Source organism: Cohnella xylanilytica (assembly GCF_014212175.1).
Lineage (GTDB): Bacteria > Bacillota > Bacilli > Paenibacillales > Paenibacillaceae > Cohnella > Cohnella xylanilytica.
On record NZ_JACJVR010000031.1, the window covers coordinates 36224 to 48763 of the forward strand.

Annotated in this window: 10 protein-coding genes; 8 read left to right on the top strand and 2 right to left on the bottom strand. The window is 63.5% G+C overall.

Going from position 1 to position 12540, the window contains the following annotated elements; all coding sequences use genetic code 11:
- Window positions 1–283: 283 nt before the first annotated feature.
- The 8 genes from H7B90_RS08800 (at window position 284) to H7B90_RS08835 (ending at window position 9384) form a co-directional block, all read left to right on the top strand.
- On the top strand, window positions 284–1180 hold the full coding sequence (locus tag H7B90_RS08800) for a carbohydrate ABC transporter permease (RefSeq protein ID WP_185135489.1): 897 nt from the start codon (window positions 284–286) through the stop codon (window positions 1178–1180).
- Window positions 1177–2055 carry a carbohydrate ABC transporter permease gene (locus H7B90_RS08805; RefSeq protein ID WP_185135490.1) on the top strand — a complete coding sequence of 293 codons (879 nt, stop codon included), beginning with the start codon at window positions 1177–1179 and terminating at the stop codon, window positions 2053–2055. The genes H7B90_RS08800 and H7B90_RS08805 overlap by 4 nt, the downstream gene beginning before the upstream one ends.
- Window positions 2056–2153: 98 nt before the next feature.
- The gene (locus tag H7B90_RS08810; RefSeq protein WP_185135491.1) at window positions 2154–3503 is read left to right on the top strand and encodes an ABC transporter substrate-binding protein; all 1350 of its coding nucleotides are present in this window, start codon (window positions 2154–2156) and stop codon (window positions 3501–3503) included.
- Window positions 3504–3638: 135 nt separating this feature from the next.
- Window positions 3639–4649: a LacI family DNA-binding transcriptional regulator gene (locus H7B90_RS08815; RefSeq protein WP_185135492.1), complete on the top strand. Its 1011-nt coding sequence runs from the start codon at window positions 3639–3641 to the stop codon at window positions 4647–4649.
- Window positions 4650–4664: 15 nt separating this feature from the next.
- Entirely contained in the window at window positions 4665–5642 is a 978-nt protein-coding gene (locus tag H7B90_RS08820) for an N-acetylglucosamine kinase (protein ID WP_185135493.1), read from the top strand.
- A gap of 18 nt (window positions 5643–5660) precedes the next feature.
- The gene (locus H7B90_RS08825) at window positions 5661–6980 is read left to right on the top strand and encodes a 6-phospho-beta-glucosidase (protein ID WP_185135494.1); all 1320 of its coding nucleotides are present in this window, start codon (window positions 5661–5663) and stop codon (window positions 6978–6980) included.
- A gap of 268 nt (window positions 6981–7248) precedes the next feature.
- On the top strand, window positions 7249–8463 hold the full coding sequence (locus H7B90_RS08830) for a multidrug effflux MFS transporter (RefSeq protein ID WP_185135495.1): 1215 nt from the start codon (window positions 7249–7251) through the stop codon (window positions 8461–8463).
- A gap of 291 nt (window positions 8464–8754) precedes the next feature.
- Window positions 8755–9384: an NAD(P)-dependent oxidoreductase gene (locus H7B90_RS08835; protein WP_185135496.1), complete on the top strand. Its 630-nt coding sequence runs from the start codon at window positions 8755–8757 to the stop codon at window positions 9382–9384.
- Between the two features lie 187 nt (window positions 9385–9571).
- Here the strand turns inward: H7B90_RS08835 and H7B90_RS08840 are convergent, their stop codons facing one another.
- On the bottom strand, window positions 9572–10240 hold the full coding sequence (locus tag H7B90_RS08840; protein WP_185135497.1) for a response regulator transcription factor: 669 nt from the start codon (window positions 10238–10240) through the stop codon (window positions 9572–9574).
- Window positions 10237–12360 carry a GAF domain-containing sensor histidine kinase gene (locus tag H7B90_RS33355; protein ID WP_185135498.1) on the bottom strand — a complete coding sequence of 708 codons (2124 nt, stop codon included), beginning with the start codon at window positions 12358–12360 and terminating at the stop codon, window positions 10237–10239. The genes H7B90_RS08840 and H7B90_RS33355 overlap by 4 nt, the downstream gene beginning before the upstream one ends.
- Between the last annotated feature and the right edge of the window lie 180 nt (window positions 12361–12540).

Below are 12540 nucleotides of genomic sequence, written 5' to 3' on the forward strand. Positions count from 1 at the left end.
TGTTTTTTCATTAGACAACGACGTCCCACTTCTGTCAATTGGAGTCATTGTTTGCGTTATTCTCACAAAAGTTAAAGTGCTTTAACTTTTCTATTGAAATGAACCGGAAACTTCGTTTAGAATCATAACCAGCAATAAGAATCAAAAGGGGATCCCTAAGAATCAAAAGTTAAAGCGATTTAACTTTCGGGGAGGTGGCTGGCAAGAGTTGCTTCGCAATTTTTTGAGTTCGTTCCTTGTTTGACCATGCTGCAGGCATCTAATCGTCAAGGAGGCTCCGCGGATGAAGCAATCCCGCCGCAGGATCCGGGAGGGACGGTACTTCTACCTGTTCATCTCCCCCTGGCTCGTCGGATTTATCGCGCTGGCTCTGTTCCCGGTGCTCGCTTCGTTCTATTACAGCTTCACGGAGTACGACATTATTCACGCGCCGCAATGGATCGGGCTGGGCAACTACAGGGAGCTGTTCCGGGACGAGCAATTCTGGAACTCGATCCGGGTGACGGTCAAGTACACGGTCGTCAGCGTCCCCCTCACGCTCGTCCTGTCGCTGCTGCTCGCGATCCTGATCAACCAGAAGTGGCCTCTCCGCGGCTTTTTCCGGACGGCCGTCTATTTTCCCAGCATGATCTCGGGCGTCTCGATGTCGCTTCTCTGGTTCTGGGTGTTCAATCCGCAGGCGGGGCTGTTCAACTACGTCCTGTCCTGGTTCGGCATCGAGCCGATCCATTGGCTGCTTGACGCCAAGTACGCGATATGGGCGCTCGTCATCATGTCGTTCTGGGGCGTCGGGACGGGCATGCTCATCTTCCTGGCCGGCCTGCAGGGAGTTCCCTCGCATCTGCTCGAGGCGGCGAAGCTGGACGGAGCCGGACCGCTGAGGTCGTTCCGGAACGTGACCTTGCCGATGATCTCTCCGGTATTCCTGTTCCAGTTGATCGTCGGGATGATCGACTCCTTCCAGGTGTTCACGCAGGCTTACACGATCACGCAGGGCGGCCCCAGCTACTCGACGTGGTTCTACGTCTACAACATCTATGTGAACGCCTTCAAGAACTTCCGCTACGGCTACGCGTCGGCGCTGGCCTGGCTGCTGCTCGTCGCGGTGATGGTCGTCACGTTCGCCATTATGAAGGCGTCGAACCGTTACGTGTATTACGAAGGGGGGCCGAGCCGATGAGCGAGCTAACGACAAGCGCCGCCGCTTGCAAGCCCCGGCGAAGAGGGCCTAAGCTCTCCTCCGTCCTGGGCGTCGCCGCCCTGCTGATCGTAACGGTTATCATGCTCTCGCCTCTCTGGTTCATGGTCGCGACCGCGCTGAAGACGACCAAGGAGATGCTGCGGTTCCCGCCGACGGTCATCCCGGAGCAGTTCGCGTGGGGGAACTTCAAGGAGCTGTTCGTCAATTCGGAGATCAAGTTCGGCCGGCAATATATGAACAGCGTTATCGTCGCCGTTTTCTCGGTCTTCGGCACGGTGCTCTCGTCGTCGCTCGTCGCCTTCGGCTTCTCCCGGTACCGGGCGAAGGGCAGCCAGGTTCTGTTCATGCTCGTGCTGAGCACGATGATGCTGCCGTATCCGGCGATCATGATTCCGCAGTTCCTGCTGTTCACGAAGCTCGGGCTGCACGATTCGCTGCTTCCGCTGATTCTCCCGAACTTCGTCGGGTCGGCTTATATGATTTTCCTGCTGCGGCAGTTCTTCTCGACGCTTCCGGCCGAGCTGTACGACGCCGGACGGATCGACGGCTCGGGCGAGTTCCGGCTCTATTGGAGCCTGACGCTGCCGCTCGCGGGTCCGGTGCTGGCGACGGTGGCGATCTTCACCTTCATCTGGAGCTGGAACGATCTGCTCGCCCCGGTGCTGTACCTGGATTCGCAGGAGAACTTCACGCTGCCGATCGGCATGGCCGCGATGATGTCGTCCAAGTTCCGGCTGGCGCCGTGGAATCTTCTGATGGCGGCTTCGATTCTCGCTTCGATCCCGATCATTCTGATGTTCGTCGTCGCGCAGCGGCGCTTCGTCGAAGGGATCGTGCTGACCGGCATGAAGTGAGGGGGGCGAGACCCCGCGGGTTCGGCTTTACGCTTTTCCACGGCAACAAGATCCTGCTGACCTGGATAAATCCTTGAACGAAGAAGAGGAGGAGTGTCATGCGCGGCAAAGGCAAGTGGGCGACGGTTCCGCTCGGCGCGGCCGTATTGACGGCGATGACGGCGACGGGGTGCTCCGGAGGGGGCGGCGGAAGCGGGGGAGAGAAGGTCACGATCACGCACTACACGATCGATTCGCCGGACCGGACGTTTGTCGAGAAGCTGATCCCGGACTTCGAGAAGGCGCATCCGAACATCAAGGTCAAGGTGACGAAGGCGCCGTACGAGCAGTTCGATTCGAAGCTGCAGTCCGCGATCGCGGCGAAGAACGCGCCGGACGTCACGTCCCATTGGGGCTACGGCGGCTTCATGGAGTACTACAACAAGGGCATGCTCATGGATTTGACCCCGTATCTGGAAGAGGGCGGCTTCAAGGCGTCGGATTACAACATCCCGGACAGCGTCATGGACATCTACAAGGTCGACGGCAAGACGTACGGCATTCCGCTGAACAGCTACGTCACCGTCATGCTCTACAACAAGGACCTGTTCGACAAGGCCAAGCTGGAATACCCGCCCACCGATTACGAGGACAAGAGCTGGACCTTCGACAAAATGGTGGATTACGCCAAGAAGATGACGGTCGATTCCACCAATCTGGCGGAGGCGCAGTACGGCGTCGACTTCGGCTGGGGCGAGCGGGACCAGCGGCCGCAATACTTCGGCGCGAACGTCTACTCGGAGGACACGTGGACGAACGGCGGCAAGCCGACGGAGATCAACCTGAGCAAGCCGGAAACGATCGACGCGTACAAGAAGATTTACGGCCTGATCTGGGATCAGAAGGTGTCGCCGACCGCGGCGTTCTCCAAGTCGGTGTCCGGCCAATTCGGGGACCCGTTCCTCTCCGGCAAGATCGGGATGTCCGTCGTCGGCTCCTGGAGCCTCGCGTCCGCGAAGGACTTCAGCTTCAACGTAGGCGTCGCCGCCGTGCCGCAAGGGCCGAACGAGAAGGTGCGCAGCGTGCTGTACGTCGACCCGCTGTTCGTCTTGAAGGATTCGAAGCATCCGAAGGAAGCGCTCGAGTGGATCAAGTACTTGATCACCACGGAGGTGCAGGAGAAGTCGATCGAGCTGTCGGGAGGCAATCCTCCGGTCAACCAGAAGGCGGCCGAGAAGTACTACTCCAACTTCGAAGGCATCGATCCGGAGCAGATCAAGCAAGTGTACGAAGGGGCCTTCAAATACGGCTTCGAATCGTACAACCACCTGATCTCGAACTATTCGCAGATCAACGAGCTGTTCATCAACGAGCTGGCTCCCGTGGAGAACGGCGACAAGAAGGCCGAAGAGGTTCTTCCGGTCATCGAGGAGAAGCTGAAGAAGCTGCTCCAGCGCGTCAACGAATAAAGGCGGTCACGGGAGGGGAGAGCCGCCGATCGGCTCGAGCCCCTCCTTGATGTCCTCTTGTTTTGCTCCTTTTGCGACCGGGCGGCGTATGGTACTTTTAAGGTAAAACCTGTTCGATTCGGGAGCTGTTCACTAATGAAAGTTAGCATATTCGACGTGGCGAAGAAGGCGGGGCTGTCCGTCGTGACGGTGTCGCGGGTGCTGAACAACGCTTCCTCGGTTCGCGAGAAGAACCGGGAGAAGGTGCTTCAGGCGATGAAGGAGCTGGATTACCAGCCGAACGCCGCCGCGCGGAGCCTGGCCAAGGGGCGCACCGGCATCATCGGGCTGACGCTGACGACGCTGAACGACTCGCTGTTCGACGCCGTCGTCAAGGAGGTCGGGGACCGTCTCGCGGAGCGGGGCTACTTCCTGGCGCTGTCGATCGCGGACTACGGGGAGACGTTCCACCGAACGTTGTTCCAGGAGGACCGGGTGGACGGCGTCATCCTGCTGTCGCCCATTCAGGAAGAAGAATACGTGATGGAGCTCAAAAAGAAGAAGATCCCGTTCGTCATGCTCGACAACCAACTTCGCGCTTCCCAAGCCCCGTCCGTCATCGTGGACAACTACAAGGGAGGCTACGAGGCGGCGAAGCATCTGATCGGGCTCGGACATAAGAAGATTGCGCACATCGCCGGGCCGGACTGGTTCCTCAGCAGCAAGGAGCGCGAGCGCGGGTTCCGCGACGCGCTAGCGGAAGCCGGCTTGGAGCCGTTCCGGATCGAGCCGGGAGAGTTCCAGATCTCCTGCGGCTACCGGATCGCGAAGAGCTGGATCGAAGCGGGCGAGCTGCCGACCGCGGTATTCGCGGCGGACGATTACATCGCCCTGGGCTTCGTCGACGCGCTTAAGAACGAAGGAATCCGCGTGCCGTCGGACGTCTCCGTCGTCGGCTTCGACGACCAGATCATCGCGTCGGAATTCCGCCCCGGGCTGACGACGATGCGCCAGCCGGCCGAGCAGATCGGCAGGCACGGCGTCGACCTGCTGTTGAAGTGGATCGAAGGAACGTCCCGAAGGAACGTCACCGTGCAGCTCGACCCGGAGCTGATCGTCCGGGAATCGACGGCACCGCCCAAGCGAACAGCCGATAGAGAACTGTGAGGTAGGAATAACGAGATGAGATATTATCTGGGAGTGGACGGCGGAGGCAGCAAGACGTACGCGCTGATCGCCGACGAGCAAGGCAACGTCGTGGGCAAAGGCGCCAGCGGCAGCGGCAACCATCAGACGGGGGCCGAGCACGCGAGGCGCCATATCGGGGAAGCGGTGGACCATGCGCTCGCGCAGGCGGGGCTCGGGCCGGACGACATCGAGCGGGCTTGCTTCGGACTCGCCGGAGCGGACCGCGAGGCCGACTTCCGCATTCTGCGGCCGATGATCGGGGAACTCGGTCTGCCGCGGCACGACATCGTCTGCGATACGATGATCGGGCTGCGGGCCGGCACGACCCGGCCTTACGGCGTCGTGCTCATCTGCGGGAGCGGTTCGAACAGCGCCGGCCGCGGCCTGGACGGAACGACGTTCCAATGCGGCGGCTTCACCTATCAATACGGAGACTTCGGAGGCGGCGGCTCGCTGTCCGTCGAGGCGTTCCGCGCGGTCATCCGCGCCTGGGACGGCCGGGAAGAGCCGACGCTGCTGACGGAGCTCGTGCTCGCGCATCTCGGGTACGGCACGGTGCAGGAGATGTACGACGATTATCTCGACCATTGGAAGACGCCCCCGATCGATACGGCCAAGCTTCTGTTCGAAGCCGCCAAGCTCGGGGACCCGACCGCGATCGGCATTCTGCGTTATCAAGGGACCGAGCTGGGCAAGCAGGCCCGAGCCGTTATCCGCAAGCTGGACCTGGGCGGCGAAGAGTTCGACGTCGTGCTGGCGGGAAGCGTGCTGATGCGGGGCGAGGGCGATTACGTCATCGACCCGATCCGGGAGATCGTCGCCGGCGCGGCGCCGCGGGCTTCCATCGTCAGGCTGGGCGTCGAGCCGGTCGTCGGAGCGGTCTGGTCGGCCTGCGAAGCGTCGGGCCGGGATTTGCCGGAGGCGCTGTACGAGCGTCTTCGGGGCATTCGCGATTTTCACCTCATTCCATAAGACAGGATGTGTTCACCCATGACCCAACCCCAAGGCCTCAGCAAAGGACTCAAAATCGCCGTCATCGGCGGAGGCTCATCCTATACGCCCGAGATCGTCGAGGGCTTCATCCGCAAATACGAATCGCTGCCGATCCGGGAGCTGTGGCTCGTCGACATCGAAGAGGGCAAGCATAAGCTCGACATCGTCGGGGCGCTCGCGCAACGCATGGTGGACCGCTCGGGGCTGCCGATCGAGGTGCATCTGACGACGGACCGCCGCCGGGCGATCGAAGGGGCGGACTTCGTCTCGACCCAGATGCGGGTCGGCCTGCTCGAGGCGCGCAAGTGGGACGAGCACATCCCGAACCAGCACGGCGTCATCGGCCAGGAGACGACGGGCCCCGGGGGCATGATGAAGGCGCTCCGAACGATTCCGGTGCTGCTCGATATTTGCAGGGACATCGAGGAGCTGAGCCCGAAGGCGTGGCTGCTCAACTTCACGAACCCGGCCGGCATGGTGACGGAGGCGATCCTGCGCCATTCGAAGGTGCGGAGCATCGGTCTCTGCAACGCGCCGATCGGGCTGCAGAAGTGGCTGACCGGCAAGTACGGCGTTCCGCCTGAGCGGCTGTACACCGAGTTCGTCGGGCTCAACCATCTTCACTGGGTGACGCGCATCGAAGCGGACGGAGAGGATAAGCTGCCGGAGCTTCTGGATCGCCGCGAGGAATATTCGGGCAAGAACGTGCCGGCTACCGAGTGGGATGCGGACTTCCTCCGTTCGCTCGGCGGACTGCCTTCCTATTATTTGAAGTATTTCTACATGACGGACGCCATGCTGGCCGAACAGCTCGAATCGCTGAAGACGAACGGGACGAGGGCCGAAGTGGTCAAGAAGGTCGAGGACGAACTGTTCGAGCTGTACAAGGACCCGAACCTTCAGGAGAAGCCGAAGCAGCTGGAGAAGCGCGGCGGGGCGTATTATTCCGAGGCGGCCGTCAACCTGATGGACTCGCTTCACAACGACAAGCGGGACATCCAGACGCTGAACGTCGCGAACGGGAACACGCTGGACTTCCTGCCGCCGGACGCCAGCATCGAGGTCAACTGCGTCGTCACCGGCCAAGGGCCGCTGCCGCTGCCGGTCACGAAGGTGCCGGAGCAGGCGAAGGGACTTATCCATGCGGTCAAAACGTACGAGAGACTGACGATCGCCGCCGCGATCTCGGGCGATCGGGACCTGGCGCTGCAGGCGATGGCGCATCACCCGCTCGTACCTTCTGTCAGCGTGGCCAAGACGCTGCTCGGTGAGATGCTGGAGAAGAACAGGCGGTATTTGCCGGCGTTCTTCAAGTAAGAGGCTTGGCGGGCGTGGAAGCAGGCCGGAGAGGGTCGGACGGGTAGGGTTGGGCGGAGAGTTGGATGGGGTGCCCGCGACGGCCGGATACGGGGCCGGAACGAGCACCGGATAAAGGATGGGAAGAAGAGGCCGGGCAGGCGCATTCGCGCTTGTCCGGCTTCGTGCCGCCGTAGGGGATATAGGGTATCGATTGACGCGCCGGCGCTAATGTTCCTATAATTCTTGCAGACGTCATCTCTTACTTGTTGAAGAAAGGCTGAACATCATGGATCAGAACATCGCGGCACCCGCCGCAAGAAGCGGAAGACGCCTCGGGGCGGCGGCCATTCTCGGCGTCCTGTCGGCGTTCGGCCCTTTCTCGCTCGATATGTATTTGCCCGCTCTGACGCGCGTGGCAGAGGATCTGCACGCGAGCACTTCGCTCACGCAGCTGAGCTTGACGGCCTGCCTCGTCGGCCTGGCGCTCGGCCAGCTTCTGGTCGGGCCGCTCAGCGACGTCCGGGGACGCCGGATGCCGCTCGTGGCGGGGCTTATTCTCTATACCGTCGTCTCGCTTCTCTGCCTGCTCAGCCCGTCCATCTGGTCGTTCGTCGGGCTTCGCTTCCTGCAAGGACTGGCCGGCTCGGCGGGCATCGTGCTCTCCCGGGCGGTGGCCCGGGATATGTACTCGGGAACCGAGCTGACGAAGTTCTTCTCGCTGCTCATGCTGGTTAACGGGGCGGCTCCGATCGCGGCGCCGGTGCTCGGCGGGCAACTGCTGCGCGTGACCGATTGGCGCGGCGTGTTCCTCGTGCTGAGCTTGATCGGCCTTGTCTCGCTGCTCGGCGTCCTGTTCGGCCTGCCGGAGACGCTGCCTCCCGCCAAGCGGACCAAGGGAGGGCTCGGAGCGTCGCTCCGCGCGATGGTCCGGATCGCCGGGGACCGCGAGTTCATGGGCTACGCGCTCTCCTCGGGCTTCGTCAGCGCCGCCATGTTCGCCTACATCTCGGGCTCGCCGTTCGTGCTGCAGGACTTGTTCGGCGTCTCGTCCCAGACGTTCAGCTTCATCTTCGCGGCGAACGGACTCGGCATCATTCTCGCCAGCCAGCTCGCGGGCCGGCTGGCCGGGCGCGTCGGCGAGCGCCGGCTGCTCGTCGCCGGGCTGCTCGCCGCCGCGGCGGGAGGCGTGTCGCTGCTCACGGTCATCGCGGCCGGGGCGGGGCTCGCGGCGATTCTGCCGCTGCTGTTCGTCGTCGTCTCGTGCGTCGGCCTGGTCGGCACGGCCTCGTTCCCGCTCGCCATGCGCAACCAAGGGCAGGCGGCCGGCAGCGCATCGGCGCTGCTCGGCGTCATGTCCTATATTTTCGGCGGCCTCGTCATGCCGCTGGTCGGCATCGGAGGCAGCGGGACCGCGCTGCCGATGGGCATCATTATGGCGGCGGCCGACGTCGCGGCGCTGCTGCTGTTCTTCGCGCTCGTGGGCCGGCAGAGCCGCCGTTAGCCGTTAGAGGGCCGCGCGAGGCGGGGCGCCCGAGGGCGGTGCGGGGCGCCCGGCTGGCGAGCGGATGGGCCATGGGCTCGAGCCCGTCGGGCGGCCCCAAGGCGCGCAAAGGGCCTTGGGAGCCCCGAGCTCGCGCCGCCTGGAGCCCCGTGTTCTCGCCGCCGTCCGGTCATGCGGCATAAAAAGGGCGTTGGAAGTCCAAACTCCACAGTGGTTGACAAACGCCCAACATGTAACTAATATAGTTACAGGTAGTCATTACGATTTGATCCATTCGGGAGGCTAACAAGGATGAAAATAGCGGTAATCGGCGCCAACGGCAAAGCGGGCAGCAACATCGTGAAGGAGGCGGCGAGCCGGGGGCATGAGGTGACGGCCGTCGTCCGGGACGCCTCCAAGGCTCCTTCGGAAGCGAAGGGCGTGCTCGCCAAAGACGCGTTCGAGCTGACGCGCGAGGATCTGACCGCGTTCGACGTCGTCGTCAACGCGATCGGATTCTTCGAGAATCCGGAGAACAACGTCACCTTCGGCAAGCGGCTGATCGAAGCGCTGCAGGGCTCCGACACCCGTCTTATCGTCGTCGGCGGGGCAGGCAGCCTCTATGTCGACCCCGACAAGACAGTGCAGCTGTTCACGACGCCGGAGTTCCCGGAGGCTTACCGCCCGCTCGCCACGAGCCAGGGCAAGAACCTGGAGGACCTGCAAGCGACGACCGGCCTGAAGTGGACGTTCGTCAGCCCGTCGGCCCTGTTCGCCCTGGGACGGAGAACCGGCTCTTACACGAAGGGCAAGGACTATCTGCTCGTCAACTCGCAAGGCGAGAGCTACGTCAGCTACGAGGATTACGCCATCGCGATCGTCGACGAGATCGAGAAGGCGGAGCATATCCGCGAACGCTTCACGGTCGTATCCGAGAAGTAATTCTCGCCTGCAAGATCGAATCTTCGCTCGCAAGAGCGATTGTTCAACCCCATTAAGGATTCGCGCCGTAAAAGAAGGCCGCGCCCCCAATCCGCGAGATCGCGGATCGGACGGCGCGGCCTTGTCTTTCGTTAACGGAGCCCGCGGCCCATTATGTCGCCGATAAATCGGCGTTGCCGAATCGAAGCTAGGAGCCTCCTCGCTTCTCCTCCTGCGGGGATTGCGATTCCCGCGCAAGCCGCATCGCTTCCTGGCGGTCCCGGACTTGAAGCTTGTTCAGGATGTTCGTGACGTAGTTCGCCACCGTCTTGCCGCTGATGCCGAGCTTGCGGGCGATCTCGTCGTTGCCGGCGCCGTCCGTCATCAAGTACAGCACCTCGCGTTCCCGCGCCCCGAGCTCGGGGAACGTCTCCTCCTTCGCCGCCGGACGCGCGGCGGCGAAGTATTCGATCATCCGCGAAGCGATGCCCGGGCTGAAGATCGCCTCTCCGTTGCCGACGGCCCGGATCGCCCGCAGCAGCTCATCCCTCTCCGCGTCCTTCAGCACGTACCCGGAAGCGCCGCCGCGGATGGCGGTGAAGACCGAGGCGTCGTCCTGGAACATCGTCAGGACGAGAATGCGGATCGACGGATCGGCCGCCGCGATCCGCCGGGTCGCCTCGATGCCGGTGACGCCCGGCATCCGGATATCCATCAGCATGACGTCGGGCTTCTCCGCCGCGGCCAAGGCGACCGCCTCGTCGCCGCTCGACGCCTCGCCGATCACCTCGAGGTCCGGCGTCGCCTCGAGCAGCGTCCGGACTCCGTGCCGGAACAAGGGATGGTCGTCCGCGATCGCGATCCGAAGCTTGCTCATGCGCTCTCGCCCCCTTGCTCCGCGACCGGCAGATACGCCCACAGCCGCGACCCGGCCGGCGTCCTTCTCTCGAGCCGGCAACTTCCGCCCAGCTCCTCGGCTCTCTCCCGCATCGATTGCAACCCGATTCCGCCGGGGCCGCCGATCGGATCGCGGGCAGCCCCGCCGCCGGAGCCCTTGCCGTCGTCGGTCACCTCCAGCTCCAGCCCGTCGCCGGAAGCGGGGCACATGATGCGCACGCGGCATTCCGTCGCCCGCGCATGCTTCACGACGTTAACGATCGCTTCCGTCACGATGCGGAACGCGGCGACTTCGACCGCCGCCGGCAGCGGAGGCAGCGTCTCCGGCGCGTCGAGATGGAAGACGAGCGAGCCGCCGCCGCCCGAAGCCGAATCCGGACGCAGGGGCCGGTTCAGGTCGTTCATCCGCTCCCGGATCGCCCCGACGAGGCCCAGCTCGTCCAGCGCCGGCGGGCGCAAGTCGTGCACGAGCCGGCGAATGTCCGTGACGGTCATCCGGATGACCGTCTGCAGCTCGGCGAGAATCGCCTTCGTCTTGGCCGGGTCCGACTCGAGCAGCGTCTCGCCGGCGGACGCCGTGAACGCGAGGGCGGCCAGCCTCGGCGCGAGATCGTCGTGCAGGTTGCGCCGCAGCCGGCGCCGCTCCTCTTCCCGCGCGAGAACGAGCCGTTCCCGCGAATCGCGGAGCTCCTCGTTGCTCTGCCGCAGGTCGAGCGTCGCTTGGGCGCTCTGCACGACGGCCCCCGCGTGGCGGGCCAGCACGTCGAGGAACCGGCGGTCCGACGGGGTGAACGCCTCCCCGGGCGACCTCGCGGCGACGAGCAGCTCGCCGACGGCTTCGCCCCGATGGACGAGAGGGAACGTCCACGTCTCCTCCGAACGTCCGCCGATCTCCGCCGCCATAAAGGAGGCGCCGTTCCGATGCAGCCGAAGCCCCGCGTACGGAACGCGCAGCGCGTCCTTCAACGTGCGGACGACGACATCCAGAGCGTCGGCGGGGGAGAGAGGGTTCTCCAGGCTTCGGCCGAGCCGGGTCAGGACGGACAAGGGGTCGTCGTTCTCCCCGTACATCAGCCGGTTCACCTTCCGCTGAAGCCCATTTTTCAGAGGCGCGAACAGCACGGCGACGACGCCGGCGGCGACGATGGAGCCGAACCACGTCGAGGAAGTCCGGAGAATCATGCCCAGATACCAGACGATCAGCACGTAAGCGGCGACCACGAACAAGCTGAGAGCGCCGTAGACGACGGTCCGGTTGACGATCGGATCGATGTCCCACAGGCGGCGCTTGAGCAGCGCGAACGCGAGCGCGACGGGCATCAGCATCATGCTGAGCTCCAGCACGCCGTCGGCCGCGAAGAGAAGAAGCGGACTGCGCTGCAGGACGGAATTCGCGAACAGGAACAGGAGCGTGATGCTGAACAGGCCGGCCATGGCCGAGGCCATGCCGAACACCGCCCACTTGGTCTGCTGCTTCTCGACGGGGTTCATGATTTTGCGGTAACGATAGATTTGAACGAACAGGAGGGACGCCATCCAGAAGATGGACCACCCTTGATAGAGAGGTACGGGAATCCATTCGGGGAACGCGGTTCGGACGACGCCGGGAACGAGAATGGCGAGCCATAGGTAGAGGGTCCAGCGAGGGGCGAACCGGCCGCTCGGGAAGATGAAGAACAACGTATAGAGAGCGCAGAAGCCCAGCCCTTCGAGAAGTTGGAGCGGAACGGCCAACTCCGGGCGCGCGACGCTTAAACCTTGTCCGAGCGAGCCGAACGAGAGCCCGACGTTCACGAGCGCGACGGCGGCCACTTGGCCGGTCAAACCCGATGCCTTCTTGCTGAGGATAAGGACGCCGGCTCCGATATAGACGAGGCCGAACAGAGTATAGACAGCCGTATAAGCCGCGGCGAACCAGGCGGAGGTCCATCCGCGGGCGGCGAGCCATTCGGCGGTCGGAGGCGTGTCGTAAAAAGCGGGACAGGCTTGCCCGATGCAGTGGTCGCGCAATTGAACGTAGAAGGTCGGAACCGCGTACGCGAACAGGATGATTCCGACGAGGCAGACGAGGGCTGCCGCGATTCGGGTCGCTCTGGCCACTTCCCGACGCACCTCCCGGCTAGAATAGAATAATCTTCATGCCGAGTATAGCAAGGGGGCGAGAAGGCCGTAAACCCCGCGAAGCGCTTCGTTCGCAACTTCCCGGCCGGATTCCCGGCGGTCGGGACGCGCCGGGACGACGCGGGCCGAAGAAGCGAACCCCGGCCGGCGTCCTCGAGG

Excerpts from the sequence above, each read along its gene's own strand:
- H7B90_RS08800 (WP_185135489.1), top strand. The coding sequence starts at position 284 with ATGAAGCAATCCCGCCGCAGGATCCGGGAGGGACGGTACTTCTACCTG.
- H7B90_RS08805 (WP_185135490.1), top strand. The coding sequence starts at position 1,177 with ATGAGCGAGCTAACGACAAGCGCCGCCGCTTGCAAGCCCCGGCGAAGA.
- H7B90_RS08810 (WP_185135491.1), top strand. The coding sequence starts at position 2,154 with ATGCGCGGCAAAGGCAAGTGGGCGACGGTTCCGCTCGGCGCGGCCGTA.
- H7B90_RS08815 (WP_185135492.1), top strand. The coding sequence starts at position 3,639 with ATGAAAGTTAGCATATTCGACGTGGCGAAGAAGGCGGGGCTGTCCGTC.
- H7B90_RS08820 (WP_185135493.1), top strand. The coding sequence starts at position 4,665 with ATGAGATATTATCTGGGAGTGGACGGCGGAGGCAGCAAGACGTACGCG.
- H7B90_RS08825 (WP_185135494.1), top strand. The coding sequence starts at position 5,661 with ATGACCCAACCCCAAGGCCTCAGCAAAGGACTCAAAATCGCCGTCATC.
- H7B90_RS08830 (WP_185135495.1), top strand. The coding sequence starts at position 7,249 with ATGGATCAGAACATCGCGGCACCCGCCGCAAGAAGCGGAAGACGCCTC.
- H7B90_RS08835 (WP_185135496.1), top strand. The coding sequence starts at position 8,755 with ATGAAAATAGCGGTAATCGGCGCCAACGGCAAAGCGGGCAGCAACATC.
- H7B90_RS08840 (WP_185135497.1), bottom strand. The coding sequence starts at position 10,240 with ATGAGCAAGCTTCGGATCGCGATCGCGGACGACCATCCCTTGTTCCGG.